The organism is Vibrio natriegens NBRC 15636 = ATCC 14048 = DSM 759 (assembly GCF_035621455.1).
Taxonomy (GTDB): Bacteria; Pseudomonadota; Gammaproteobacteria; order Enterobacterales; family Vibrionaceae; genus Vibrio; species Vibrio natriegens.
In genome coordinates, this window is record NZ_CP141823.1 from 1271392 (window position 1) to 1294803 (window position 23412).

The window sequence follows — 23412 nt, forward strand, 5'->3', positions numbered from 1 at the left end:
TCTTAGTGTGGCGTCGATGTTTGATGTGAATGTTTGGCAAGATACTTTTCAGTTTTCTTGCTTTCACTAGCGAAGTAAATCCATGTTTTCTTCGTTTATGAAATCAATAAAGGTGCTCGGTAGCACTTAGGGTGTTGTCTCGTATTGGTCGAAGGTCTGTATACCAAGCGAAACTCTGGTTGACATAGTTCAACTTCGAAACATAACAAAGGATAACTAAATGTCTGACACAAGTAAGACTTTTTACAGGGATGTGCGCAAAAAACCGCATGAATTTGAAAACCGAGAAGACTTTCTAAACCATGATTTAACCATCATGAGCTTTCGCCGCTGGGGTATTCATTTACCATCTCGTGATTACAGTATTGAAATCGAAGACTGGGTACCTGCATTAGCCGCAACCATTGGTAAAGTGGTTATGGTAACCGCTATGGTTGCCGCCTTTGCTGCTCAGTTCGGTTTATCTCCTGAGTTTGTCGCAGAAAACGTGCGTTACGAACTGCTTATCGCGGGCGCTCTGTTCGTTATCCTGTTTTCTGCCATCCTAAACCCGAACGCAAACTTAGCCGGTACTCACGGCCCCATGATACCGCTGATTCCAATGATTGCAGCAGCAGGGGGCCATCCACTGGCTCTCGGCTTGATGGTATGTGCTTTTGGTTTAATTCTCGCTTTTACCAAGGGTGGTTCTAAACTCATGACCCTCACTGGCATTGGGGTTCGAGGTGGGTTGCTGATTTACCTCGGCGCAGTTGGGTTGATCGGACAGATTAATAAGACTGAAGTGTGGGCTGCGAGTACGGACCAAAGTTACATTTCGTTTGTGGTCATTGGTCTAACGGTGTTGGTTTATGCCTACTTAGCCAAGATCAACAAACGTTGGCTGGCCATCCCGTTGTGTTCTGCACTAGCGGGCATTGTCGCTTATGCAATGGGCGCCGAGTTTGCTTTTACCACGGAGCCGGGCCTGCCTAATTTCAGTCCATTCTACTGGTGGGGTGAAGATACCGGCTGGCAACTAGGCTGGCCAACCCTGGAGCACTTTATTGCCGTTACGCCATTTGCACTACTAGCCGTCGCTATGTGGTCTCCTGACTATCTCGGTCATCGTGTTTTTCAAGAACTTAACTATCCAAAAGAAGCAAAAGGCGTACTAATGGATGTCGACGACACTATGGTCGGAGCGTCTGTTCGTCAGGGCGTTGGCTCACTATTAGGTGGCGGTAATCTAGCGTCTTCTTGGGGTACGTACATGATTCCTGCGGCAATTGCCAAACGTCCTATTCCAGGCGGCGCGCTGTTAACGGGTTTAATGTGTATTGCCGCAGCAGTAATTGGTTACCCGATGGATCTAGCAATGTGGGAGCCTGTTCTGCGCGTAGCGCTGATTGTCGGTGTATTCTTACCACTTCTTGAAGCGGGTATGCAGATGATACATAAGCATAAAGATTCACTCAGTGCTGGTATCTGTATTTTTGCCTGTGCATTCGTTAACCCAGTCTTTGGTTGGGCAATAACTATGCTGCTGGATAACCTCGGACTTATCGGCGACCATGAGCGCGCCAACGAGCTATCGGGCAAAGATAAATACCTGATTCCTGGTGTTGCCTTTGTCGTTTGTGCTGGCTCCCTTGCTGTAGTTGGTCAGCTTCCGGGTATTCCCGCTCTGATCGGTTAATTGAATCTCGCTCTAAAGGCATAGGTGGTCGCCGCCTATGCCTTTTTTCATTTGACAAGCAATGGCTACTTACAACGAATGTCATTCTTTTCTGTTGTCCAAAAATGCATTTAATCAGACGTGTTAAATACGACTTTTAGCGAGTAGCAGGTCCACTTTGCCTTTTGCTGTTTTACTAACGGTTTGCATAAACTGAAAGCTTGGCTTGGTGATTCCTGATTGCTCTAACTCCTCGACCATTTGAAGCCAAAGTTTGGCTGTCATTTGTGCATCTGCTAACGCACGGTGAAAAACACCGTCGTTTTCGATGTTTTTGTAGCGAACCAGCTCACCAAGTTTGTGTGACGGCGCATCTTGAATCAGTCGTCTTGCCACCAGTAACGAACAAGCGAACTCACCTGAATAGCCTTTGTTTACTCTCTCAAGCTCTGCGTCGAGAAATCGTTTATCGAATGAGGCGTTGTGAGCGATGAGGTTTTCATTGGCAATAAACTCACTAAACGATGCCATCACCTCATCGCAGCTTGGTGCGGTGCGTAACATGTTATTGGTGATGCCAGTATAACTTTCAATGAATGAGCTTACTCTGAAGCCCGGATTCATGAGCTGCTGAAAACTATCGACAACCTCACCATCAACTAATTTTACTGCTCCAATTTCAATTGCGCGGTCACCAAGGTTAGGAGAGAGGCCAGTGGTTTCAAAGTCGAGCACAACCACGGAATTTGCTTGAGGCATGAAGTTTTCCAACTAAAAAATAATGTGCAGAGTATCCTAGAAAGCGCCAGAAAAATAAAGGCGATACGCTGCCATGAATTTACGTTGGGTGTCTGAATGGCATTGAATAATGCGTTGTAGTGTTAGCCTGATAAAAAGAAAGCTTCCACTTTCATAGTAGGGCACTGTATTAAAGTGGAAGCGGTAACTTATTGGAATGAAATTAAGATATGAGCAGCTTACACTGTGGGCTTGAGCTGTGACAGAACGTAATCCAGTCCGCCTACAACCGCTGCAACCTGAGCGTCATTACATTCTTCGCCAGTGACTTTTGGGCTGTCTGGGTAGACTTCAGTTGTCGTACCATATTGGCAGTTAGTCACACCGCCACATAATCCCAGTTTCACCATCGGGTAGTTGATCACACCAAACTGAACAACAGGGGAGCCAATGATTTCGCCTTGATCGTCCGCAGGGGCAATGTGCGTCACTTTTGCTACCGATTCAATCACTGCTTTTTGGAACTCTGGTTGCGGATTCTCAGTGTCTCCGACGGTGTAAAAGCCGTCTGGAATCAAACCTTCGATGTATTCAATACCATCGCGAGCGGCTAAAGCTGGGCGGAACTCTGTTTCATCCGAGTCAGTTGTCTCGTGAAGATCAATGTGCATCAATACATCACCCAGTGTCGCAACCAGCTGGATAAGGTTCGCGGATTCTTCCGCAGGGCTGTTTGCGTAGAAAGAGCGGTTCGGGTCAATCGCGTTTGGGTTCCAACGGTTAATCACCTCATAACCCCAAGGGCTCACGCATGGTGCAACAACGATATTGAAGTGCTCTGCGTAACGCTCCGCTTCTGTGTCCACGAATTTTAATGCTCCATGTACACCACTGGTTTCGTAGCCGTGCACGCCACCGGTGACAAGAACAACAGGTTTTACTGAATCCCAGTTGCGTGTTTTGATGCAAAATAGTGGGAAACGATCTTCGTCATATGAGAGCGCGCCGTATTGCTCGACATCAAAACGGTCGCGAAGTGCGTCGATTTTACTGACGACTTCTTCCTGATAGCTGCGTTTTACATCGCGTTCGGCTAACCAGGCTTTACGTTCAGCTGCGCCCCAAGGTTGATCTGGGGTACCAATTGGGTAAGTGTATCCGCTTTTCATCTATACTTTTTCTTTTGTTTACTCAAAGGTAAGACAAGACTAGACGTGTCTTATCTCGACAGCAATATAAAATACCGTCCGTTATCATAATCTTTGCCAGATAATCACTTTGCTGAGCATATTTGTGGTGATACATTTTAATTTTTACTAGGTTTAATGTAACTAATTGCATTTAAAGAGATAAAAAATGGCTGGAGCAAGTTTACTCACACTGTTAGATGACATTGCCACGGTACTCGATGACATCGCGGTGATGTCAAAAGTGGCGGCAAAAAAGACAGCAGGTGTGTTAGGAGATGATTTAGCATTGAACGCCCAGCAGGTACAAGGTGTTGCCTCTGAACGTGAAATACCTGTGGTTTGGGCAGTTGCCAAGGGATCGTTTAAGAACAAATTGATTTTGGTGCCCTCTGCACTACTTATTAGCGCCATTATTCCGTGGTTGATCATGCCATTGCTTCTGCTTGGTGGTCTCTTCCTCTGCTTTGAAGGCACAGAGAAAGTACTAGAGAAACTCTTCCCCCATGCTCACTCACATGAAGACAAAGAAGAGATGTTGGATAAAGGAGAGTCAGTAGAAGAGTTCGAGAAACGGAAAGTCAATGGGGCGATTCGTACCGACTTTATTCTCTCTGCTGAAATCATTGTGATTGCTTTAGGTACGGTTTCAGAAGCCAGTTTTGTCACTCAGGTTATTGTGGTGAGCCTGATTGCGATAGTGATGACCATTGGTGTTTATGGCTTAGTCGCAGGGATAGTTAAGTTAGATGACTTGGGTTTGTACCTTGAGGTGCGCGCGAAAGGAAAAGGCTTCATGGCAAAAGTCGGTAACGCACTGGTAACTTTTGCGCCGAAGTTGATGAGATTGCTAACCATAGTGGGTACGGCAGCGATGTTTTTGGTTGGTGGAGGCATCATTGTGCACAATGTGCCAGCTATTCATCACTTTGTAGAGCCAATTCTGATGGACTTTAGTGGTCACTCTTTTGCCACCGCAGTGTTACCGATTTTACTCAATGGTCTTATCGGGTTTGTTGCTGGTTTGCTTGTCGTTGGTGCCTGGACAGTGATAGAAAAGGTGCGTGGGAATTAAGATCACCAAAAAACAAAAAGGGTCATGACTTCTTTTATTGATAGAAAGTCATGACCCTTTTTATTTGAGCTAGTTAAGCGAAGCGCTTATTTAACTTGCCATTCAATCTGTTCGTTCGCGCGGATAGGCACAACGATGTCATTGCCAAACGGCATTGTTTCTGGCACATCCCAAGCGGCTTTTTCTAGGGTAATTGTGTCGGTGTTACGAGCAATACCGTAGAAGTCTGGGCCATTGAAGCTTGCAAATGCTTCCAGGTTTTCCAGTTTACCTTCTTTGTCGAATACCTCAGCATAAAGCTCAACGGCTGCGTGTGCGGTGTATGAACCCGCACAGCCACACGCTGATTCTTTTGCACCTTTTGCATGTGGCGCTGAATCTGTACCTAAGAAGAACTTCTTACTGCCGCTTGTTGCCGCTTCAATCAGCGCTTGCTGGTGGGTATTACGCTTTAGGATTGGCAGACAGTAGAAATGTGGCTTAATGCCACCGACAAGCATGTGGTTGCGGTTGAAAAGTAGGTGGTGAGCAGTGATTGTCGCCGCAACGTTATCAGACGCGTTTTTAACGAAGTTAGCTGCGTCAGCCGTGGTGATGTGTTCCAGAACAATTTTTAGATTTGGGAAATCATTAACGATAGGAGCAAGAACCGTATCAAGGAACTCTTTTTCACGGTCGAAGATGTCAACGTCGTGATGTGTGACTTCGCCATGAACCAACAGTAGCATGCCGACTTCTTCCATTGCTTCCAGAACGTGGTAGATGTTCTTGGCATTGGTCACGCCAGAGTCTGAGTTGGTGGTTGCGCCTGCTGGGTAAAGTTTTGCAGCAACAATTTTGCCAGTTGCTTTTGCAGCGCGAATTTCGTCTGGAGTGGTGTTATCGGTTAGGTACAGCGACATCAAAGGTTCAAATTGCTCGCCGTGCTGTTCTTTAAGGATTCTATCGCGGTAGGCTAACGCCATTTCAGTGTTGGTAACAGGTGGGACGGTGTTTGGCATGATCAGTGCGCGACCGTTGTAGCGGCTGATATCGCGAACGGTGTCTTTAAGAACATCCCCATCGCGTAAGTGAACGTGCCAGTCGTCAGGACGAGTAATAGTCAGTGTTGTCATTAATTGCTCCCACCATTGAAAAAGTTGTCTGATTGGAGCCTAAACGAAGCACTGGCATTGTTAGCAAACGCTTGCGCTTAGGCGACAGGATGATAGAGGAATTGACTTCACATTTCATCCCATTTTTCACTTTTCTACGATTGTGGAAGCGCGATAAGTTATTTCATCGTCAACCAAAGTGCATGAATCGTACCTGGCAGGAAGAAGAAAAAGGTCAGAATTAAGTTGATGAAGAAATCTTTATTGAAACCTCTTTCCATGAACACCGCGACAGGTGGAAGAAAGATACACAGTAAAATGAGAACGAGTTTTCTAGTATCCATGATAAGCCTCTAGTCAATTTGTCGTTGTTGTCAAAAGAGTGGCGAATTATGTGTCTTGTATCACACTTTATCAATCAGCGTTTGGTCAGCGTGTTGTAAAAAACGCAACGGTTAGATTTAGTTAAGTCAATGCCTTACATTAGTTAAGACTTCTCCTTACAATAGTGCAACAAATAAAAGCACTGCAGGAAGAAAGCCATGTCACAACCCATCTTATCCCAAATAAATGTCTTTCCGGTTAAATCAGTCGGAGGGGTTGCTCTCTCGTCTGCGTGGGTAGAAAAGCAAGGCTTGAGCTTTGACCGCCGTTTTATGATTGCCAAAGCAGATGGCTCGATGATCACCGCAAGGAAGTACCCACAAATGGTCACCGTGAAATCAGCGATACTCGCTGATGGTGTTGTGTTTAGCTCCTTAGGTATGGAGCCGCTTAAAATCCGTTATCAAGATTTCAAAATGCAGGAAACGTCGGCAACGGTTTGGAGTGACACGTTTACCGCTTATACCACAACGGACGAAGCCGACGACTGGTTTACCCGTGTTTTAGGGCAACGAGTCGAGCTGCTTTTCTGTGGTGAACAATCGAATCGAGTACGAGATAAGTTTGGTCATAATGTGAGCTTTGCTGACGGTTATCCGGTATTGGTCATCAGTCAGGCTTCTCTCGATGAGTTGAACAAGCGAAGCTCTGAGCAGCACTCAATGGATCAGTTTCGCACTAATCTGGTAGTGGCAGACACGACGCCGTTTGAAGAGGATTCTTGGAAACGAATTCGCATCGGCGAGGTGGAATTCGAGTCACTTAAGCCCTGTGAGCGTTGCATTCTTACGACGGTCAATACGCAAAGAGGCACGTTCCGCGAGAGTAAAGAGCCGCTGAAAACACTACAACAGTTCCGCGCGAATGAGCGAGGCGGGGTCTTTTTCGGGCAAAACCTTGTAGCGCGTAACGAAGGCATTATCCGCCAAGGTGACAAAGTTGAAGTGCTTGAATATAAGGAACCGGAGTTTTATGAGGATAACTCTCCTGCGCGTTTAACGTTAACTTGCGTCGAACGTGAAGAAATAGCACAAGATTTTGTGACATTTTGGCTAGAGCCTAGTAAAGGCAAGTTACCTAATTATCTGCCGGGACAACATTTACCAATCGATGTTGAAGTAGAAGGTAAAAAAATAGGCAGACGTTATACACTTTCATCGAGTCCTTCTCGTCCGGGGCGATATGCTGTTTCAGTTAAGCGAATTTCTGGTGGCCGTGTGTCGAATTCGCTATTGGATAATCTGCAGGTTGGCGACGTATTAGAAGCGGAAAACCCAGATGGGGAGTTTCATCTTAAGCCGCATCACACTCAGCGTCTGTTGTTGCTTTCAGCGGGCAGTGGCGTTACTCCAATGCTGTCGATGGTGCGTTACCTAGCTGATCACAATCAATTAGATGACGTCGTGTTCTACCATCAGTGCCGCACTGAAAATGACATTCCTTGTAGATCTGAGCTGGAACAACTGAAGCGAGAGCATCCGGGACTAGAGGTAAAATTCTGCCTCACTCAGCCTGCGATCGATTGGTTTGGATTGAAAGGTCGACTCAGCCTTTCGCACATCAAACAAATTAAAGATGCGGAGCAGCGTCAGGTGTTTGTTTGTGGTCCTGATGGCTTTATGCAAAAAGCGAAAAACTTGCTAATGAAAAAGGGGCTGCCTGAAGAGAACTACCATCAGGAAGCGTTTGGTGTCTCTGCGGTAACAGCACAGCCAGAGAAAAGTATCGAAATCGAGTTCAACGGCGCTAAGATTACGGGTACTAATCAGAAAACACTTCTAGACCAACTTGAAGATGCCGGAAAGGACATCAGCAACAGCTGCCGCGCAGGGTTATGTGGCGCTTGTAAAGTACAGTTGAAATCGGGGCAAGTTCACCATCCAGACGTACCCGCTTTGAGTGTTGAAGAGCGTGCTATGGGGACGGTATTAGCGTGTTGTGCCGTTCCGGAAACCGATGTCACAGTGACTGACTAGTCAGTTTACAATACGTAAGAAAAACGCTGCCCTTGAGCAGCGTTTTTTATAGCAAACATTGCGTTTAAATGTTGCTTAGTCGTAAATATTCGGGATTGGCTGACGTTTGTGCTGCGTAGCTTTGTAAATAGCAACCAGACGGTCACTCACTTGTTGAGACACTGGTTTGCCTTCCAGGAAGTCATCAATTTGCTCGTAACTTAGGTTCAACGCATCTTCGTCCGCTTTTTGTGGAGCGAGTTCTTCCAAATCTGCCGTTGGTGTCTTTTTCACGAGTAGTTCTGGTGCGCCTAATGTTGCCGCTACCTCACGTACTTGACGCTTGCTCAAACCAAATAAAGGCGCAAGGTCACAAGCACCATCACCAAACTTCGTGTAGAAGCCAGTAATGTTTTCTGCCGAGTGATCGGTTCCCAGCACTAAACCGCCAACGTAGCCGGCAATTTCGTATTGTGCGACCATTCGGGCACGCGCTTTTACATTGCCTTTCACAAAGTCGACTTTTGCCGCGTCGGTCGGCAGAAGGCCAGTTCCCTCTAGTGCAAAGCTAGAAGCAGCATGCATACCGTCTACACCTTGTTTGATGTTTACTGACACAGAGTGTGTCGGTTCAATGAAAGATAAGGCAAGTTGTGCTTCGTCTTCATCTTTTTGCTCACCGTAAGGCAGACGAACCGCGATGAACTGGTAGTCGTTACTACCACTCGCTTCATTGAGTTCATTAACCGCAAGTTGGGCAAGGCGACCACACGTGGTTGAGTCAACACCGCCACTGATGCCAAGCACGAGTGACTTACAACCTGCTTCTTGTAGCTTACGCTTTATGAAAGCAACACGGCGTTCAATTTCGAAATGCGGATCAATAGAAGGTAGAACGCGCATTTCATCACGGATGGATTGTTCCATTTAGGGTTCCTTTTCCTGCAAATATGTCAGACACCAACAGCGTTGGTAGTTACCAAAATCAGTAAGAGTGATGAGGTGAATATTCAATAAATGGTGACAAACCATCCAATTGAGGCTCACAAACATCACTTTGGTGTCAAAAAACTATAAAGATTAGTAGTATCATACCGAAATCATCAAATTAGAAAACTCTCTTAAACCAGGTAATCGCCGGATATGAAAAAAATTGCCATTTTTGGTAGCGCATTTAATCCACCTAGCTTAGGCCACAAAAGTGTTATCGAGTCTTTGGGGCACTTTGATCTTGTGCTTCTTGAACCCAGCATCGCACACGCATGGGGCAAGGAAATGTTGGATTACCCAACCCGGTGCAAGTTGGTCGATGCGTTTATCAAAGATCTCGGGCTTTCTAATGTTCAGCGCTCGAACGTAGAGCAAGCTTTATACCAGCCTGGACAAAGTGTGACGACCTATGCGTTATTAAACAAAATTCAAGAAATTCATTCGACGGACGATCTAACTTTTGTCATTGGGCCTGACAATTTCTTTAAATTTGCTAAATTTTATAAAGCACAGGAAATTACTGAGCGCTGGACCGTTATGGCGTGTCCTGAAAAAATAAAAATTAGAAGCACAGATATTCGAAAAGCGCTGATGGAAGGAAAAGACATCAGCGCCTTTACTACGTTAACAGTCAGTGAACTATTGCTCAACGAAGGTTTATATAGAGAAACTTTATCTGGTAACTGAGAGGTTAAATGTTCATGGTCAGATTAGCCGTATTTAGTACGTGCGCGCTGCTTGTATATTCGCAAGCAAGCGTAGCATGTAACTATTTTTCTGATCGATCGGTCGTTTTTGCTGACAATACCATGCCTATTTGTGAAGAATTTTTTGACAGCGTAGGTGTGTTAAGTACTGACTCGTTGAATTGGTATGCACCAGAAATCGAACTGGATGGACCCACGAAAAATTATTGGGAAGAGTGGGCGTTTACGCCGAATGAGACACCTATCCTTACTCAAAATCTAGAGAAGAACTATTTTGGTCTTGGTATCTGGATGCCTGAAGATCTTCTAGACGATGAAAGTGACATGACGACGGAAGAGTGGATTCGCAATCACGGTCTGATGTTTAGTATCGGTTTTGGTGATAAGGGTGATGGTGAGCCCAGAATGCGTTTGGATTATCGTTGGCACGAATACTACGACGCTGACTGGATGATGCAGATTGAACTACCATTTTGAACAATGAAAAAAGCGTACCTTCGATGAGGTACGCTTTTTTGGTTTTTCAGCACAGGGTTGATTAGTGTGGGGTTGTTTTAGTTATTCGCTACTTTCGTTAGCAGTTATAAAGGCTCGCCAAAGACCAAGAAACAAAGTTGCTCATACTCTTCGCTATTTCCTGCAAAAAGTGCTTCAACAATATCAGCATCTTTTTTCCCTGATAATTTCATCTTTCTTGCTTCTCTCAGCGTGAGCACCAGACATAGCTCTCTTGAGATACGTACGTCACCTCCGGGCTTCCACTGATTGATGACTTTGCTTAAAGCTGAGCTAGAAAGGGCGGGAGAAATCGTAACCACTTCGTGTTTTACTACTGCAAGTAAATCTAGCTCGATATCCGAACGGGACTCTACAGTCGACAGTCTGTCGAGTAATGCTTTGAGTAGAACTGATGGTGTAATGAAGCCCGCCTGCTGAGGAAAATCATCACTCAACCGCACAGAAAAATCACAACGATGCACACGAGTGTTAGGTAAAAAGGTGAGGGAGCTCAAACATCCCTGAGGAATCCAAAAAATCTGACCCGGTTCAATGGCATACTCCTGCTTACCCAATTTAATGATCACTAATCCTTCAATCACAGATAATAAACTGTGCTTTAGCGCTTTTTTGCGTGCAGTAACATTAAGAAAAGGGTAATTAGCGTCGTGAAATTCAATTGCGTAGTTCATTATTATTACCAGTGATTTTTGGGCGCTAAGCGTAACGCTAAACCTATAGGATTCCAACCGGTTAAAAAAATTTTTTAGCCATACTTTTGTTAGGTGAACTGGTATGACCATGAGAAAAGTATGAGCTGAAATGCTGCTATACAGTAAAACTATGCGTAAAATGTGCCAGCTTTTTTAGATATGTAATGAATAATGACTGCCAATACCGACCCTTATATTGAAATTCGTCCTTATAATGACGAAGAAATTCCAGCAGCGCTGGATCGTCTAATCCAAGATGATGAATTTATCACCGCGATTCTTGATCACCGTTTTGCCAATAAAGCAGGATGGTTTAAAACTCTTATGAGTCCGATTGTTCGCCTTTACCTAAAAGCAAAGTGGAGTAAGCTTGACTCCGTAGAAGGGATCCAGATCGAAGTGAAAAAGTATCTTGAAGATATGCTTGATAAGACAACGGATGGCGTCACTTTCTCTGGTTTAGATAAACTGGACAAAAATACCTCTTATCTATTCGTTTCTAACCACCGTGATATCGCGATGGACCCTGCGTTAGTCAACTACGGCTTACACCAAACTGACCACCGCACTGTCCGCATTGCTATTGGTGATAACCTCCTCAAGAAGCCGTGTACGACGGAACTGATGCGCTTGAACAAGAGCTTTATTGTTAAGCGTTCAGCAAAAGCACCGCGCGAAATGATGAAAGCGTTAGGACAGCTGTCGAGCTACATCAAGCATTCTCTCGACACGGGCAACTCTATTTGGATCGCGCAGAAGGAAGGCCGAGCAAAAGACGGCAACGACTTCACTGATCCAGCTATTCTTAAAATGTTTCATGTTGAAGGTCGTAAGCAAAAGATCAGCTTTGGAGAGTACACTCGCTCTTTGAAGATCGTGCCTGTTTCTATCTCTTACGAGAACGACCCTTGTGACCTTGCGAAGGCGAAAGAGTTATTTGCTAAAGCAGAAAGTGGCCGCTACGAGAAAGGTGAATTTGAAGATATTGAAAGTATCATTCAAGGTATTATCGGTTACAAAGGTCGCATTCATGTGGCTTTCGGCGATGTGATTGAGCAAGAATTTGAAACACCAGAGTCTCTTGCTGCTGAAATCGACCGTCAAATTCACAACAACTACCGACTCTATCCAATGAATTTGCTCGCTGCTGGTCGTGATGATTCAGAGGTGCCTGAAAAGGTAAAACGTCAGTTGGCGGAAAAGCTTGAAGAGTTGCCAGAAGGCGCGCGTCCTTTCCTTGTTGCGAGTTATGCCAACCCGGTAAACAATCAAGAGTAGATTGGTTGGTTTATTTCTGAATCAAAATACCTCGGGCTCTGCCCCGGGGTTTTTTATATCTGTTGCTAAGGTGCGACAGCGCCGCCTAAGGTCAGGTTACTTGGCCATTTAGTGATTTGATTCCCACCCAGAAAGATATTTCCTTTTACAGTCATAGTGTCAGGAAACGCTTTGAGTGCCGAGCCACCAATGTAAAGATTTCCATCGATGATTAAGCCATCAGGCAAAGCCGTTAATGGTGTGCGGATTACACTTAAATCACCATAGACACGAAGTCTTGCAGGAAGCTTTTTTAGTGGAGTGTCAGTCAGGTTTAAATATCCGCCGAGTTTTACGCCTTTTGGCCAGTTTTCAACTTGGCTACCTAATAAATTGGCATAGCCTTTTATGCTGGTACCAGGCCTGACGGTTTTAAGTGCACTGTTTGTTGCTTCTAAACTGCCACCGACATTGAGACCATTCGGTAGCCGCATGATAGACGTTTGGGAAATGTTCAGGTTGCCTTTAATCGACAAATCAGATGGTAATTGAGTAAAGGGTTTGTTGCGTAGATCTAGGTTGCCATAGTTGTCTAGGTAAGCGAGCTTGGTGTAGTAATCCAGTTCGTACGCCATTGAAGGTGTGTTGAATGTTACCAGTGCAATAATAAGTAGGATGAAACGCATGGCTGATGACTTTGCTGGATATAAAACCCACCAAGCATATCTCAAAGCGCTAAATACGGCTATTCCAAGTGTTAACACTTGAAGGAAAGTAACACTTAAATGGAAGTAAGTAGAAAGCGAGCAGAGTGCTCGCTTTGGAATAGGATTAACGCGCTAATGAACGAGTTTTTAATTCAAAGATCAGCTTTTCTGCACTGACTTCGAACTTGAAGCGGGCTGATGCTTCTTTAGACTCTTCTGTGATTTCACTGACATTATATTCAACGTTAGCACATACTGATTTAGCTAGTTCAATGTAGGCAGCTATTTCAGACTCTAATGCCGCTTTAGACTCTGCGAAAATCGTTACGTCGGCAACTTCGTCGCCTTCTTTAATGACAAAGCCAATTTCACCCGCACAGCCACATGCTTCGCAGACTTGGTTTCCTTCTAATTCGATGCTCATAACGAATCCTCTTGTAAAAACTAAGGGTATTCTAGCAGGTATTTGATCTCTATCTACAAAAATGAATGAATCTGCATAAAAAAGCATACAGATTAAAGGGAATAACGCTCGATAAGGCGGAGGAAGGGTATGCCTAATGTGATATATATCAATATTTAAGAGTAATTACACTAGCTACGAACGAGTTTTATGTTTGGTCAGTTGAACTGAAGAACAATTTATAAGAGTATTTATTGAGTGAATAATTCTACATGATTATCATTCTTAACTCCTGAGTGGCTTTGATGGATAGTCTCGTGCAACACCTTGATGTCGTTATCTTTTCATCTGGGGTGCGTATGGTAAACATTGATGAGCATGCCCTGGCATGTTGATGATTGCGCAGTACTTTATCGCTATGACAGAGGTCCGCATTTAGATTAGGAAGCACAGTAATAAAACTGAGGATGATTTCACTCTGGCCTCGTTGAGTTGTGAGTTAGATGGATTTAATAAAGAAGAGCTTAAAATATGCCAAAGCGTAGTAAAGAAGATACTGAAATAACTATCCAGAAGATCATGGATGCCGTCGTTGACCAATTGCTTAGACTTGGTTACGACAGAATGTCGTACACAACGCTGAGTCAGCAGACGGGTGTATCACGTACAGGTATTAGCCATCACTTCCCTAAAAAAACGGATTTTACTGCCGCACTTGATGCTCGCATCTTTAAAATGTTTGTCGAGCACTTAAGGTTTGATAAAGGGTTGACTACGTTTTCGGATAGCTGGATGACCGCACTGGAAAATGCTGAATTTGTGGCTATTTTAAAACTCCTGTTCCATCACATCGTAGCCACAGAAAACGCCCATGAGTTTGCAACAAATGGTATTGATCGCTTGTATAAAATGGTCGGTAGCCAATTTGGGGATGGCAGTGACAAAGAACTTGAATGGTTGATTGGTCGTTCTCTGATTCAAATGAGCAAATAACCGATACAGAATGAACAAAGCCCTGCTAGTAACTAGTGGGGCTTTATGTTTTGTTTTGGCCCAAACGCCTTTGTATTACGAGCCCCTAGCCACAGAGCCAGCAATGCGAGGCTATAATACCAACCACAGTGGTAGAGAACCTCAGGAATTAAAATGAATCAACAAGTGAAACAAGAGCGCCTGCAAGGCCGTCTGGGGCCGGAGATCAAAGCGTTTCGTCAGGAGCGCCAAACACTACAGTTAGCTACGGTTGATGCTGAAGGCCGACCTAACGTCAGTTACGCCCCGTTTGTACAAAACCAGCAAGGTTACTTTGTTCTTATTTCACAGCTTGCTCGCCATGCACGCAACTTACTAGAAAATCCTAACGTCTCCCTAATGATGATCGAAGATGAAGGCTCTGCTGGTCAAATTTTTGCCCGTAAGCGCCTGACGTTTGATGCGGTAGCAATCGTTGTGGAACGTGACACCGAGCTTTGGCAACAAATTGTTGCTCAGATGAAAGCACGTTTCGGAGAGATTATTGATGGTTTGAGCAACCTGGAAGATTTCGTTTTGTTCAACCTAAAAGCAGAAAAAGGCTTGTTTGTGAAAGGCTTCGGTCAGGCGTATGAGGTTTCTGGCGATGATCTTGTGGACTTTATCCACTTAGAGAAAGGGCATCAAAAAATTTAGAGATTTATTGGGCTGAGTCAAACCATTTGGGGGAGGCGTTTCTCGATCTCCCCCTCTCTGTCAGCGACGTTATGAAGCCATAGCTGTAGCTTCAATCTCCTTCGCCCCTCTCAGCATAGCTTCAATTAACTCACCAGCGTTAAACTTTACCAGAGCCTCGTGTGCACCAACTTGATGGGCGCGATCAACGCAGATCTCACTTGAAAGAGAAGTATGCAAAATACGGTACGAGTGGTTCAGTGCCGAGTCATTTTGTACTTCGAACGCCAGCTCGTAACCATCCAGTCCCGGCATTTCAATGTCGCTGACTAACAAATCAATTGGGCTATGTAGTGCCGCTTGATCTCTCATGAATTGCAACGCTTCCGCGCCATTTTTACTGATTTGGTACGGGATGTTAATGCTGTCTAATGCATCACTAAGTTGCTTACGTGCAATCGAAGAATCGTCGACGAGTAAGATATTAAGAGCTTTTAAACGCTCACGTTCTACGTCAGTTAGCATTGGAATTTTTGAATGCTCATATTGCGGATAGATCTTGGACAATAGCAATTCGACATCCAGCATTTGAACCATTTTATTTTCATACTGAGTAATGCCCGTGACAAAAATATTTTGACCAGCGCTCTCGGGTGGTGACTCTATGGTTTTCCAGTCACAATCAATGATTTTTTCAATACTTCGAACCATAAAGGCAACAACGGTTCTCAGGCAGTCGGTCACAATCAAGTAACAGCTTTGGTACTCTTCTTCCTGAATCGGCCGGAACCCGACGGCTGCGGACATATCAATCACAGGCACGGTTAGGTTGCGAATCGTCACAGTGCCGATTACGTGCTGGTGGGAGTACGGGATCTTCGTGGTCGGCATGTACGGAACAATTTCACGGACTTTAAGAGTGCCTATAGCGAAATATTGTTGCAGGGTAAGCTTGAATACTAACATCCCCTGAGATTGATTCGCTTTGCTAACGACTTTTGCCATGAAATAACCTTATAAATACCAAATGATTACCTCTAATCTAATCGGATAAACCGGCGGCATCAACAGCCCTACACCGAAAAGTTAAGTTTTCATTCATTCTATTAGCTTTGCAGATGTGAGAATGCTCAAATTCCGCTCAGGTCGTGTTAACAAAACACAAATAGAGCTTCCCTGTAGGCGTGGTGAGAGAAATGTTTGGCGTGCTTGGGTGTATTCGGTAAACTTGCGCTAACAGAACAGCGAGAGATAAACAGATGGCAAATACAGCAGCCGCATTGCATATTCTTGTGAAACACAAAGAACAAGCAGAAGACATCATCAAGCAACTTAAAAAAGGGGCTAAGTTTCAGACACTGGCAAAGAAATACTCGACTTGCCCGTCTGGAAAACGCGGTGGTGATCTTGGTGAGTTTCGTCGTGGACAAATGGTGCCTCAGTTCGACAAAGTTTGTTTTTCAGGTGAGGTGCTAACACCGCATTTAGTAAAAACTAAATTTGGCTGGCATGTGGTAAAGGTATTATATAGAACATGATATTTAGCGCGAGTACAGGAACTTTGTGCTCGGGCTAGCATCTTATTTTAAATCACACGTGAGGTTATACGTATGGCATCAGATTATTACGGAACCAGTGCCAGTTATGCACGTAAAGAAGCCGGTTATCGCGAGAAAGCACTGAAGCTCTATCCTTGGGTATGCGGAAGGTGTGCTCGAGAGTTTGTGTATTCAAATCTGCGTGAATTAACGGTTCATCACAAGGATCATGACCACACGAATAACCCGGAAGATGGTAGCAACTGGGAGTTGTTGTGTCTCTATTGCCACGATCATGAACATAGTAAGTATTTAGAGCATGAACGTTACGGCAGCGAAATAAAACCTGGTGAAGATGAACACCAAGGCGCAACATACAATCCATTTGCTGATTTAGCGAAGATGATGAAGAAGTGATGCTTAAGGGCTAAAGTGGCGTTAGTCATCGATAACGCCACTAGATTGAGTTTAGCCATTGAGCACAGCAGTATACCTCGTTACTTGTAACGTTTCTAATGCTCGACGTTTGCCCCAAACTTCCAACTGTTACGATAGCTACATGATTTTTTAAAATTGATTTAAGGGATCTGGTTATAGTGATTACAGTAGCTAACTAACGTAACTAACGTAAAACGTTTTATAGCCTCATTATTGATAAAATTCATTGTTACTTTGTTGCATATTGGTACAGAAGGCACCATTATTTTTGAACAGGCGTTATATGCAAAGGAGATTGCAATGAATATAGACGCGACATTACTGCTTCAAGGTGCTTCTGTCTATTTGGTGATCAGCTTACTTTTGAGCTACTACTTGGGTCGGCGTAAAACCAGTACTCCAATGATTTCTGCGTTAGTCGGTGTTCTTTTAGCCTTGATCCCCCCGTTAGGACTGATTTATTTAGCTTTTTTAACACTCAAAAGTGATTATGCAGAGAGAACCTAAATTTTTCTCACCTAACTTGCGCTAGGAACATAAAGGAATTTATGCAGCAAAATGTAGAAACGGATAGGTTGATACTCAGACCCTTTACTTTATCGGATGCCAAGCGTGTCGCGCTTCTGGCTGGTGACAAGGTTATTGCGGACATGACAGCGAACATCCCTCATCCTTATTCGCTTGCCGATGCGGAGTTGTGGATTAATACTCATGAGCCACTCTTTGATAGTGGTAAAGGTATCGTCTATGCCATTACGTTAAAAGAGAGCGGTGAGCTGATTGGCGCGGTGAGTTTTCTAGGAATAGATAATGGTGTAGGCACCTTAGGTTATTGGCTGGGCGTACCTTATTGGGGGCGCGGTTATGCGACTGAAGCATCGAAAGCAATAATCACCTTTGGTAAATCGAACCTTGGGTTGGGCAAGTTACACGTCATGCACCTTTTGGGTAATGAACGTTCTAAGTCAGTGATCAAAAAACTCGGCGTTACCTATATTGAAAATCGCATTAATCGTATGCAGGGAAAGGCGCGAGAAGTTTGTGTTTATACTTCAGATCTTTAATTTATGTATTCGAATAAACAATGGAAATGACAACTGGGCGGTTATCGCAGTTTAGCTAGGGCTCGTTTGCGAACACTCATCGACGAGCCCGGTTTTTGATGTCTGTTTGAATTTAGATGACGCTGCTACTTTTCTGCTGCTTCACCAGTGCCACTTGGTGCAAGAAGGTTCGCCAGTACTTGATTGTCGACAATAAACAGCCACCTGCCACGGTAGGGGGTCATGTAAATGGCATTGGTTTCCAAAGGCTGTGTTTTCTTACGTTGAACCCAAATGGTATAGCCCGGCTGCGTGGTTAAAAATGCGTTTCTCTCTGGTTGTGATGACGGAATTAAATTTAGCGGTTTTTCCAATTTTCCGGCGAAACCAAAGGTATTGTGATACTTGCCAACGTACGAAACGCTGTGTCCTTGAGATTGCAACTGATGGATTTGACGACCTGTCTCTGTTACATCATAAACGTTGTTGAGTACTGGTGACAGACTGGCCATTAAGGCGGATAAGCTCAGCAGTAGTGCCCCGATATTAAGCGCAAGACGATCAATAGGCAGCTTTCTTTTCCATAATAGCAACACGATCAACATTGCCGGCAACAGGCTCCAACTTAAGTGAACATCCGTGACTTCCGTGCTGCGAAATGCTTTTTCTACCCATAGTGGAGCACTGAAGATGGCTAGCGTAATAAGCACGATGGCTCCTACTATCGCTGGCTCGGTTTTTACCTTTGCGAGATCCAATCGCTTGGCGATCCAAATGGCGATAAAAGGGAAAATCGGAAGTAAATAGTGAAGCTGTTTTCCGCTGAAGCAACTGAATATTCCCACCACAAACACAAACAAAGAGAAACAGAAGGTATCTCGTCGTCCGACCCAAATCCATGGACGATTTCGCCAGAAACTAATGAGGAAAAGCCAAGGAAAAAGTAAGGCTGGCAAGAGTGACACATACCAGTAAAAAGGTCGGGCATGGGCAAAAGAGTCTTGTACCCTCCCGGCAGATTGCACCCATAAAATGGCCTTCGTGTATTCTTCTCCTCCGGATATTGCCGCTGGTGCTGCCCAGAGTAAGACTACACCAACTGCAATCCCCACAGTTTTGATAACGGCTTTGAAAAACGCTTTGTTAATGGATGCGGGTGAAGGGTGCCAAAGATGGGCTAACAGCAGAAAAGGAATAAAATAAACGAAGATGACCGGTCCCTTAGTCAGCATTCCGAGCCCAAGGCACACACCACTTAAATATGACCATGAATCACGTTCTGTTTCGGTGTATCGCCAAAAACTCAATACCGCAAGTTGGAGGAATACGGCGAGTATTAAATCGAACATGATCATACTGGAATACAAAAACCAGCCAAGAAAACTGATAAGAATGAGGGGAGATAACCACTTCGCTTGTGCTGAGTCGGGGTAAATTTTCTCCGCCAGTTTTCCTACAAGATAAAGGTTTACCAAAGCGAAGCCTGGTACTACTAAACGCGTCACGGTATCGGATGTGCCAAATAAGGACCAAACGGCGCTGAATAACCAGAACATTAACGGTGGTTTATGATCGTATGGTAGCCCATTGAGTTGTGGTACCAGCCAGTCATTGTTGAGCCACATTTCCCACGCGACAGAGACATAACGGGTTTCGTCGATGGGAAAAATAGGTCGGAACCAGAGATTCACGGCTATGAAGAATAACGCGGCAAAAAGTGCCAGTGCAGTGTACTGAACATGCGGAGATAAAGGTGAGGTTGCCTTCTTAGATGTCATTGTTGTTCCTGCTATCTAACGTTACTCGTAGTTAATGAGTTCAATCCATCATTCTTATGAGTGAATAGTTGACCTGTCTCATTCTCTACTTAGTACTTTATTTGCATTTTGTTACATTTAGTTAGCATAGCAATCTTCTCTGATAGAACAACATGTCAATGTTTAACCAGGCAGGATCCCCAGTAGCATCAATTTATTTCTCAATTAGTGTTAACTTTCCACAGCAAGGTACATGACTCAGCATGTTGTTAGGTTATGAAACGTGAAACTCGACCTAAGGGTAAGTGCTTGTCTTTTGATCCCTATCATAATGCCAGGTCAGATTTCGGGTGTAATCTAGTGCTTCAGCAGCGCTAGTCACCAAGGCTATTAGTGCCATTTCGCCCATAGTGAAATTCTGAAACCTCTCTTTATCTTCCTAGTTCAAATATGAATAATAAACCCAACAAAACGAGATAGGTTCCTATCAATATTAATAAATTAAAGGGTTTTATTATGAAAAAATTATTCGTACTAACTTCTGGTCTACTTATGGCTTCATCAGTATTTGCTTCAAATATTACAATTACAGAACATACAAATATGGATGCAGGTACTTATCAGAGCAGAGAACAAGCACTCAACGCAGGCTTTGATTTGTCAGATTCATTAAAATCAATGTCTAAATCAGAGTTACGACGTGAATTTGGCTTATTTGGCTACACTAATGTAAATAATATCAACATCGATGACAGTAAAGTGATTATTAAAGAAGTGGCTTACGCTCGTGATGACATTCAATATCGAGCAGTTCTAAATGTGGATTACCACTTCAACGCAATGAGACTACATGACTAAGTTATGGCTTATTTAGTCAAACATCCACATATAAAATATTATCTTAATTATATTGGGGGACATAATACTCCCCCAATAATAAATGCCAATAAATCTGATACTGACGTAAATTGAATATTTATCAAAATATAAATATTGTTTAGTTTACGTCATGTAACTCTCCCATATCGGTGGGCTTCCAATCGTATTTTGTACCGTTTCAATAAACAGTTTGACCAGCGGAGGCTGATTGCGGTGTGGATACAAGGCGTACAAACCACCGGTATAAGAGATTTCATAATCAGGTAATAATCTAACCAGCTGCATCTCGTCGATACTCTGCGTGAGCATCAATTGGCCCACGATGGCATAGCCTAGCCCCGATTGCACACCATCCATTAATAACTCCACCTCATTGACATGGTAGCGACCTTGAGCCGTAACTGTGACGGGATGTGCTTCTTCATCTTTCATTGACGATAATTGCACTTTATTCATTTGGTATGAGCCGTTGGAATAAATGACAGCGGGTAACGCTGCGAGTTCTTGAGGTGTTTCAGGGTAGCCGTATTCAGCGATAAAGTCTTTTGATGCAAGTAATAGCAGCTGATGATTGGCGAGTTTCTTCGCCACTAAGTTTGAGTCTACGGGAGAACCGACGCGAAATACAACATCATAACGTTCTCCAATAAGATCGACTCTCCTATCATTGAGGATGACTTCGACACTGACTTGCGGGTACCTTTTGAGGAAAGCGACCACACTTTCCTTTACGTACTTCCGGCCAAAGAGTGATGGGCAAGATATTCTAAGATGGCCCTTAGGCGTATCACTGAACGTATCCGCAAGTTGACGAGTCTTTTCTAAAGCGTCGCTAACTTGCTGGGCTTGCTTTACTATTTCTTCGCCTGCGGGAGTAAGCGACAGTGAGCGTGTAGAGCGATTAAGTAGTCTGAGACCAAGCGACTCTTCTAGTTTTCTTATCTGTTTGGATAATACCGAGCGATCGATGCCACGCGCGTCCGCAGCATTTGCGAAAGAGCCCTGTTTAGAAACTTCGAGTAGTAGTTCCAGTCTACTTGCAAGATCCATGAATACACCTAAGTAATGACTTTCTTGTTTAGTATGGTTGATATTATCAATATTTAATTAGGCGATACAATAAAATGTATGCTCAAAAAATGGGACAGATAGTTGGTTTTTTTGGCCGTCTAGCTCTAACGATAAAAGTTATTAAACATTGGTTAATTAATAAATAAGATGAATACAGTTCTGGTTATTACTTTATTCGATAAGCTAATAATAATTTAGTTCTATGTGTGGATAGTATCTGCATTTTAAAACTAAAAAGCACAAAAATAACGATAATAATAAATTTCTATATATAAAAAAGCGGGCTGGAATTCAGCCCGCGGCAGGGGAGTCAAGCCCACATTAACGATCGCAGTTATTATCGTTGATTTTGGTTAATTTAATAACCAATCCCCTAAAAATTAGGTATTTTCTGAAATAGTATTACTTGCTAAATTCACCATGTGGGTCAATAACAAATTTCTTAGCTGCGCCGCCATCAAAGTCGGCATAACCTTGAGGTGCTTGATCGAGTGAAATCATTTGTACGTTTACGGCGTCAGCAATTTTCACTTTGTCGAACAAAATTGATTGCATCAGACCACGGTGATATTTCATTACCGGGCATTGGCCAGTATGGAAAGAATGCGATTTCGCCCAGCCAAGACCAAAGCGCATGCTCAGTGCACCTTCTTTCGCTGCTTCGTCTTTCGCACCCGGATCGTCCGTCACGTAAAGACCAGGAATACCAATCGAACCACCGGCACGCGTTACTTGCATCGCAGAGTTAAGTACTGTTGCTGGTGCTTCTTGAGTGTGACCACCACAGCCACATCCGTGCGCTTCGAAACCAACACAGTCAACAAAGCAATCAACTTCACGCTCATTCAGAATGGCTTCAATTTTGTCTTCCATGCTGCCGTCTTCGCGTAGGTCAATGGTTTCGCAACCAAAACTACGTGCTTGCTCTAGACGATCTGGGATCATGTCTCCAACGATGACGCAAGCTGCGCCAAGTAGTTGAGCCGATACTGCTGCTGCCAGACCCACAGGACCTGCACCAGCGATATAAACGGTAGAACCAGGACCAACGCCTGCGGTTACACAGCCATGGAAACCCGTTGGGAAGATGTCAGAAAGAAGTGTTAAATCCTTAATTTTCTCTCTTGCCTGATCCGGATCTGGGAACTTAAGCAAGTTAAAGTCAGCGTACGGTATCATTACGTACTCCGATTGGCCGCCAACCCAGCCGCCCATATCAACATAACCGTATGCCGCACCAGGACGAGCAGGGTTTACGTTGAGGCAGATACCAGTCATGCCTGATTTACAGTTGCGGCATCGGCCACAAGCAATGTTAAACGGCACTGAAACGATATCGCCAACATCAACGAACTCGACATCGCGGCCTTTTTCTAAAATGATGCCCGTGATTTCGTGACCAAGTACTAAGCCTTCTTCAGCGGTCGTACGTCCACGTACCATATGTTGGTCGCTGCCACAGATATTAGTCGTCAGCACTTTAAGGATTACGCCGTGCTCACACTTACGATTGCCTAATGCGAGTTCTGGGTATGGAATTGACTCGACAGCAACTTTGCCCGGGCCTTTGTAAACAACGGCGCGGTTTGATTTTTCGTAGGACATAAGGTCTCCTTGTTGAGGCTTATTATAGTTCTAGTGGTTCCTTTACCAGTGAAATCCGTTAACGATGAC

General features: G+C 44.1%; 25 protein-coding genes. 13 read left to right on the forward strand and 12 right to left on the reverse strand.

Translation table 11 applies throughout. The annotated features are described in order from the left end of the window. The first annotated feature begins 220 nt into the window (after nucleotides 1-220). Nucleotides 221-1678: a DUF3360 domain-containing protein gene (locus VER99_RS20105; protein ID WP_020335378.1), complete on the forward strand. Its 1458-nt coding sequence runs from the start codon at nucleotides 221-223 to the stop codon at nucleotides 1676-1678. 123 nt (nucleotides 1679-1801) lie between these two features. On the opposite strand, the gene VER99_RS20110 is transcribed toward VER99_RS20105, so the two are convergent. After that, complete coding sequence (locus VER99_RS20110; RefSeq protein WP_020335377.1) at nucleotides 1802-2416, reverse strand: 3'-5' exonuclease; 615 nt, start codon at nucleotides 2414-2416, stop codon at nucleotides 1802-1804. A 218-nt stretch (nucleotides 2417-2634) separates the two neighbouring features. After that, entirely contained in the window at nucleotides 2635-3564 is a 930-nt protein-coding gene (locus tag VER99_RS20115) for a M14 family metallopeptidase (RefSeq protein ID WP_020335376.1), read from the reverse strand. A 187-nt stretch (nucleotides 3565-3751) separates the two neighbouring features. Between VER99_RS20115 and VER99_RS20120 the strand changes: the two genes are divergently transcribed. After that, entirely contained in the window at nucleotides 3752-4657 is a 906-nt protein-coding gene (locus tag VER99_RS20120) for a DUF808 domain-containing protein (RefSeq protein WP_014234746.1), read from the forward strand. 86 nt (nucleotides 4658-4743) lie between these two features. Here the strand turns inward: VER99_RS20120 and pyrC are convergent, their stop codons facing one another. Next, entirely contained in the window at nucleotides 4744-5772 is a 1029-nt protein-coding gene (gene pyrC / locus VER99_RS20125) for a dihydroorotase (protein WP_014234745.1), read from the reverse strand. 158 nt (nucleotides 5773-5930) lie between these two features. Beyond that, nucleotides 5931-6095 carry a YqaE/Pmp3 family membrane protein gene (locus VER99_RS20130; RefSeq protein WP_014234744.1) on the reverse strand — a complete coding sequence of 55 codons (165 nt, stop codon included), beginning with the start codon at nucleotides 6093-6095 and terminating at the stop codon, nucleotides 5931-5933. A 198-nt stretch (nucleotides 6096-6293) separates the two neighbouring features. Here VER99_RS20130 and VER99_RS20135 point away from each other — a divergent pair, with 198 nt between their 5' ends. Next, nucleotides 6294-8111, forward strand: a complete 1818-nt coding sequence (locus tag VER99_RS20135; RefSeq protein ID WP_020335375.1) for a hybrid-cluster NAD(P)-dependent oxidoreductase — start codon at nucleotides 6294-6296, stop codon at nucleotides 8109-8111. Between the two features lie 75 nt (nucleotides 8112-8186). Here the strand turns inward: VER99_RS20135 and nadE are convergent, their stop codons facing one another. Beyond that, nucleotides 8187-9017 (reverse strand): ammonia-dependent NAD(+) synthetase, encoded by an 831-nt coding sequence (gene nadE / locus VER99_RS20140; protein ID WP_020335374.1) that lies wholly within the window; start codon nucleotides 9015-9017, stop codon nucleotides 8187-8189. Between the two features lie 216 nt (nucleotides 9018-9233). On the opposite strand from nadE, the gene VER99_RS20145 reads away from it, so the two are divergent. Together VER99_RS20145 and VER99_RS20150 are read left to right on the forward strand one after the other, a co-directional pair. Beyond that, nucleotides 9234-9767 (forward strand): nicotinate-nicotinamide nucleotide adenylyltransferase, encoded by a 534-nt coding sequence (locus VER99_RS20145; RefSeq protein WP_014234741.1) that lies wholly within the window; start codon nucleotides 9234-9236, stop codon nucleotides 9765-9767. Between the two features lie 14 nt (nucleotides 9768-9781). Beyond that, on the forward strand, nucleotides 9782-10264 hold the full coding sequence (locus VER99_RS20150) for a hypothetical protein (RefSeq protein WP_024372865.1): 483 nt from the start codon (nucleotides 9782-9784) through the stop codon (nucleotides 10262-10264). 104 nt (nucleotides 10265-10368) lie between these two features. Here VER99_RS20150 and VER99_RS20155 read toward each other — a convergent pair whose 3' ends face one another. Then, on the reverse strand, nucleotides 10369-10977 hold the full coding sequence (locus tag VER99_RS20155; protein WP_020335372.1) for an AraC family ligand binding domain-containing protein: 609 nt from the start codon (nucleotides 10975-10977) through the stop codon (nucleotides 10369-10371). A 192-nt stretch (nucleotides 10978-11169) separates the two neighbouring features. Between VER99_RS20155 and VER99_RS20160 the strand changes: the two genes are divergently transcribed. Then, nucleotides 11170-12276, forward strand: coding sequence for a 1-acyl-sn-glycerol-3-phosphate acyltransferase (locus tag VER99_RS20160; RefSeq protein WP_020335371.1), 1107 nt, complete (start codon nucleotides 11170-11172; stop codon nucleotides 12274-12276). A 65-nt stretch (nucleotides 12277-12341) separates the two neighbouring features. On the opposite strand, the gene VER99_RS20165 is transcribed toward VER99_RS20160, so the two are convergent. Both VER99_RS20165 and VER99_RS20170 read right to left on the reverse strand, forming a co-directional pair. Next, nucleotides 12342-12941, reverse strand: a complete 600-nt coding sequence (locus VER99_RS20165; protein ID WP_020335370.1) for a hypothetical protein — start codon at nucleotides 12939-12941, stop codon at nucleotides 12342-12344. 145 nt (nucleotides 12942-13086) lie between these two features. Then, nucleotides 13087-13386, reverse strand: coding sequence for a DUF406 family protein (locus VER99_RS20170; protein WP_014234736.1), 300 nt, complete (start codon nucleotides 13384-13386; stop codon nucleotides 13087-13089). A 510-nt stretch (nucleotides 13387-13896) separates the two neighbouring features. Between VER99_RS20170 and VER99_RS20175 the strand changes: the two genes are divergently transcribed. Next, nucleotides 13897-14358 carry a TetR family transcriptional regulator gene (locus tag VER99_RS20175; RefSeq protein WP_020335369.1) on the forward strand — a complete coding sequence of 154 codons (462 nt, stop codon included), beginning with the start codon at nucleotides 13897-13899 and terminating at the stop codon, nucleotides 14356-14358. Nucleotides 14359-14511: 153 nt separating this feature from the next. Then, nucleotides 14512-15033, forward strand: coding sequence for a heme utilization protein HutZ (gene hutZ, locus VER99_RS20180; protein ID WP_020335368.1), 522 nt, complete (start codon nucleotides 14512-14514; stop codon nucleotides 15031-15033). A gap of 69 nt (nucleotides 15034-15102) precedes the next feature. Here hutZ and VER99_RS20185 read toward each other — a convergent pair whose 3' ends face one another. Beyond that, nucleotides 15103-16017, reverse strand: a complete 915-nt coding sequence (locus VER99_RS20185) for a chemotaxis protein (RefSeq protein WP_020335367.1) — start codon at nucleotides 16015-16017, stop codon at nucleotides 15103-15105. A gap of 254 nt (nucleotides 16018-16271) precedes the next feature. On the opposite strand from VER99_RS20185, the gene ppiC reads away from it, so the two are divergent. The 4 genes from ppiC to VER99_RS20205 all read left to right on the forward strand — a co-directional run bounded on the left by ppiC (nucleotide 16272) and on the right by VER99_RS20205 (nucleotide 18052). After that, nucleotides 16272-16550, forward strand: a complete 279-nt coding sequence (ppiC, locus tag VER99_RS20190; RefSeq protein ID WP_005375342.1) for a peptidylprolyl isomerase PpiC — start codon at nucleotides 16272-16274, stop codon at nucleotides 16548-16550. Between the two features lie 72 nt (nucleotides 16551-16622). Continuing rightward, nucleotides 16623-16967 carry a YajD family HNH nuclease gene (locus VER99_RS20195; protein WP_014234732.1) on the forward strand — a complete coding sequence of 115 codons (345 nt, stop codon included), beginning with the start codon at nucleotides 16623-16625 and terminating at the stop codon, nucleotides 16965-16967. A 321-nt stretch (nucleotides 16968-17288) separates the two neighbouring features. Continuing rightward, on the forward strand, nucleotides 17289-17495 hold the full coding sequence (locus VER99_RS20200; protein ID WP_014234731.1) for a hypothetical protein: 207 nt from the start codon (nucleotides 17289-17291) through the stop codon (nucleotides 17493-17495). A 41-nt stretch (nucleotides 17496-17536) separates the two neighbouring features. Next, on the forward strand, nucleotides 17537-18052 hold the full coding sequence (locus tag VER99_RS20205) for a GNAT family N-acetyltransferase (RefSeq protein WP_020335366.1): 516 nt from the start codon (nucleotides 17537-17539) through the stop codon (nucleotides 18050-18052). 125 nt (nucleotides 18053-18177) lie between these two features. On the opposite strand, the gene VER99_RS20210 is transcribed toward VER99_RS20205, so the two are convergent. Further along, the gene (locus tag VER99_RS20210; protein ID WP_020335364.1) at nucleotides 18178-19809 is read right to left on the reverse strand and encodes an ArnT family glycosyltransferase; all 1632 of its coding nucleotides are present in this window, start codon (nucleotides 19807-19809) and stop codon (nucleotides 18178-18180) included. 495 nt (nucleotides 19810-20304) lie between these two features. On the opposite strand from VER99_RS20210, the gene VER99_RS20215 reads away from it, so the two are divergent. Further along, on the forward strand, nucleotides 20305-20646 hold the full coding sequence (locus VER99_RS20215; RefSeq protein WP_014234728.1) for a DUF3316 domain-containing protein: 342 nt from the start codon (nucleotides 20305-20307) through the stop codon (nucleotides 20644-20646). Between the two features lie 144 nt (nucleotides 20647-20790). Here VER99_RS20215 and VER99_RS20220 read toward each other — a convergent pair whose 3' ends face one another. Both VER99_RS20220 and fdhA read right to left on the reverse strand, forming a co-directional pair. After that, nucleotides 20791-21717 carry a LysR family transcriptional regulator gene (locus VER99_RS20220; RefSeq protein WP_020335363.1) on the reverse strand — a complete coding sequence of 309 codons (927 nt, stop codon included), beginning with the start codon at nucleotides 21715-21717 and terminating at the stop codon, nucleotides 20791-20793. A 423-nt stretch (nucleotides 21718-22140) separates the two neighbouring features. Then, on the reverse strand, nucleotides 22141-23343 hold the full coding sequence (gene fdhA / locus VER99_RS20225) for a formaldehyde dehydrogenase, glutathione-independent (RefSeq protein WP_014234726.1): 1203 nt from the start codon (nucleotides 23341-23343) through the stop codon (nucleotides 22141-22143). Nucleotides 23344-23412: the final 69 nt, after the last annotated feature.